The sequence below is a fragment of the Corallococcus sp. Z5C101001 genome (assembly GCF_007352635.1).
Lineage (GTDB): Bacteria > Myxococcota > Myxococcia > Myxococcales > Myxococcaceae > Corallococcus > Corallococcus silvisoli.
The window spans coordinates 1-3,179 of sequence record NZ_VKLU01000040.1; the positions used below are offsets into that span (position 1 = coordinate 1).

A 3,179-nucleotide genomic window follows, 5' to 3' on the forward strand; every position below is an offset into this window, starting at 1 on the left:
GCCCAGCCCGACGCTCCCCTCTCCTCCCTCGAGCTGCTCTCCTCCTCCGAGCGCCAGCAGCTCCTCCTCGACTGGAATCAGACCGACGCGGACTTTCCTCGCGACACGTGCATCCACCACGTCGTCGCCGCCCAGGCCCGCCTCACTCCTCACGCCGTCGCTGTCCGCATGGCCGGGCGCACCGTCTCCTACGCGGCCCTCGATGCCTGGGCCCACCAGCTCGCCCTCCACCTGCTCTCGGCGGGTGTCTCACGGGGTAGCCGCGTCGCAGTCCTCGCGGAGCGCTCCCCCGAGTTGGTCGCGGGCCTTCTCGCCGTGCTCAAGGCCGGTGCCGCCTACGTCCCCGTCTCTCCCGGCGTTCCCCCAGATCGCCTCGCCTTCATGCTCGAGGACAGCGCCTCCTCTGTCCTCCTCGCTCCCCGCCACCTGCTTCCCTCGCTCGCCTCCGTCTCCGCCCAGGTCCTCCCCCTGGAGACGGACTTCCCCTCGGACGCGTCGCCCCTCCCCGTCACACCCGTGGGTCCGGACGACCTGGCCTACGTCATCTACACCTCCGGCAGCACCGGCCGACCCAAGGGCGTCGCCGTGCACCACCGCGGGTTGATGAACCTCGTCTCCTGGCACCAGCGCACCTACGCGCTGTCCCCTGACGACTCCACCGCGCTCACCGCGGGCGTCGCCTTCGACGCATCCACCTGGGAGGTGTGGCCCTCCCTCGCCTCTGGCGCCTCCCTCGTCGTCCCTCCGGATGCCGTCCGCGCCGAGCCCGCGCTCCTCCTGAGCTGGCTCGCCACCGAATCCATCACCACCTGCTTCATGCCCACGCCACTCGCCGAGGCGGTCCTTCGCGAGGAGTGGCCCAGGCCCATCGCCCTGCGCGCCCTGCTGACGGGCGGCGACGCCCTCCACCACGGCCCGCCGCCCTCCGTGCCCGCCTCACTCTTCAACCACTACGGCCCCACCGAGAGCACCGTCGTCGCGACCTTCACCCCCGTCTCCGCTTCTCGCGACGACGGCGCACGTCCGCCCATTGGCCGCCCCATCTCCAACACCCGCACCTACGTGCTCGACGCACGGCTGCGCCCCGTGCCTGTCGGTGTCCCTGGAGAGCTCTTCCTCGCCAGCGAAGGCCTCGCTTGGGGCTACCTGGGGCAGCCCGCCCTCACCGCGGAGCGCTTCCTCCCACACCCCTTCTCCTCCACGCCCGGCGCCCGCCTCTACCGCACCGGCGACGTCGTCCGCTGGCGCGCCGACGGCCAGCTCGACTACCTCCAGCGCCTCGACTTCCAGGTGAAGATCCGCGGCTTCCGCATCGAGCTCGGTGAAATCGAAGCCTCCCTCCTCAACCATCCCCAGGTGCACGAGGCGGTCGTCCTCGCTCGGGAGGACTCGCCTGGTGACAAGCGGCTCGTCGCCTACGTCGTGCCCACCTCCGGTCACGTCTTGGACACCTCCGTGCTGCGCGCGTTCCTCAAGGAGCGACTGCCCGAGTACATGGTGCCCGCGGCCTACGTGGGGATGGAGTCCCTTCCGCTCAACGCCAACGGCAAGGTGGACCGGAAGGCCCTCCCCACTCCCGACGCCTCGCCCCGCGCGGACTTCATCGCGCCTCGCAACCCCACCGAGCAGAAGCTCGCGGAGGTCTTCGCCCAGGTGCTCCGCGTGGAGCGCGTCGGCATCCACGACGACTTCTTCGCGCTCGGCGGCCACTCCCTTCTCGCCACCCAGCTCGTCTCTCGCGTGCGGGCCACGCTCCGGCACGAGTTCCCCGTGCGTGCGCTGTTCGAGGCCCCGACAGTCGCCGCGCTCGCCGAGCGAATCGACTCGATTCCAGCCGCCCCCTCTTCGACACCGATTCGCATTCCCCCCCTGCATGCCACCACCGCGCCGTTGTCCTTCGCGCAGCGGCGCCTGTGGCTGTTGGATCAACTCCGGCCGGGCAGCGCCGCGTACAACATCCCCACGGCCTTGCGCCTGAAGGGTGCACTCGACGGTGCGGCCCTGCGGCGCGCCTTCGAGGCATTGGTCGCCCGGCATGAGGCGCTGCGCACCACGCTCGTCCAGCAGCAGGGGCAACCCGCGCAGCGCATCCACTCGCCCGCGACGTGGACGTTGCCGCTCGTGGATCTCTCCGCCCTCCCCGAAGCCCAGAGGGAAGAGGAGGCGCGCAGGCTCGCCGCTGAGGAGGCGCAGCGTCCCTTCGACCTGGGAGTGGGACCGCTCCTGCGAACCTCGCTGGTGCGCTTGAGCGAAGCAGAGCATGTGCTGCTCGTGACGATGCACCACATCGTCTCCGACGGCTGGTCCATGGGCATCCTCGTTCGCGAGATGGTGGCCTTCTACGAAGCCTTCATCACGGACAGGACGCCGGCCCTCGCGCCGCTGCCCGTGCAGTACGCGGGCTTCGCGGTCTGGCAGCAGGGCTGGCTCCAGGGGGAGACACTGGAGGCACAGCTCGGCTACTGGAAGGCTCAGCTCGGGGGGGCGCCCGTCGCGTTGGAGCTGCCGACGGACCGACCGCGTCCGCCCGTGCAGTCACACCGGGGTTCGACGGTGTCCGTGCACGTGCCCTTGCCCGTGTCCGAAGCCATCAAGACGCTGGCTCAGCGCGAGGGGGCTACGCCGTTCATGGCATTGCTCGGCGCGTTCCAGCTCCTCCTGTCGCGCTACTCCGGGCAGGACGACATCCGCGTGGGCTCCCCCATCGCGGGACGCACGCAGGAGGAGACCGAAGGCCTCATCGGCTTCTTCATCAACACGCTGGTACTGCGTGCTCGCGTGGAGCCTCGAGCGACGTTCAAGCAACTGCTCGCCCAGGTCCGAGGCACGACGCTCTCGGCCTATGAGCATCAGCATCTGCCGTTCGAGAAGCTGGTGGAGGCCCTCCAGCCCGTGCGCGACCTGAGCCGCAGTGCGCTCTTCCAGGCCATGTTCGTGCTGCAGAACGCGCCCATCGAAGCACTCCAGATGCCGGGGCTGTCCTTCGAGCAACTTCCGCTCGATTCGCACTCGGCGAAGTTCGATCTCACGCTGACCCTTCAGGATTCACCCCAGGGGTTCAGGGGCGTCCTGGAGTACGCCACGGATCTCTTCGAGTCCTCGACCGTGCAGCGCATGGCCGGCCACCTCGGCGTGCTGCTCGAGGCCATCGCCTCTCAGCCGGACGCGGCCCTCTCGCA

General features: G+C 69.9%; 1 protein-coding gene. It reads left to right on the plus strand.

The features are described 5' to 3' along the window. Window positions 1-3,179 (plus strand): non-ribosomal peptide synthetase (locus FOF48_RS36080; protein ID WP_143909538.1); only part of this gene is annotated, 3,179 nt, incomplete at both ends.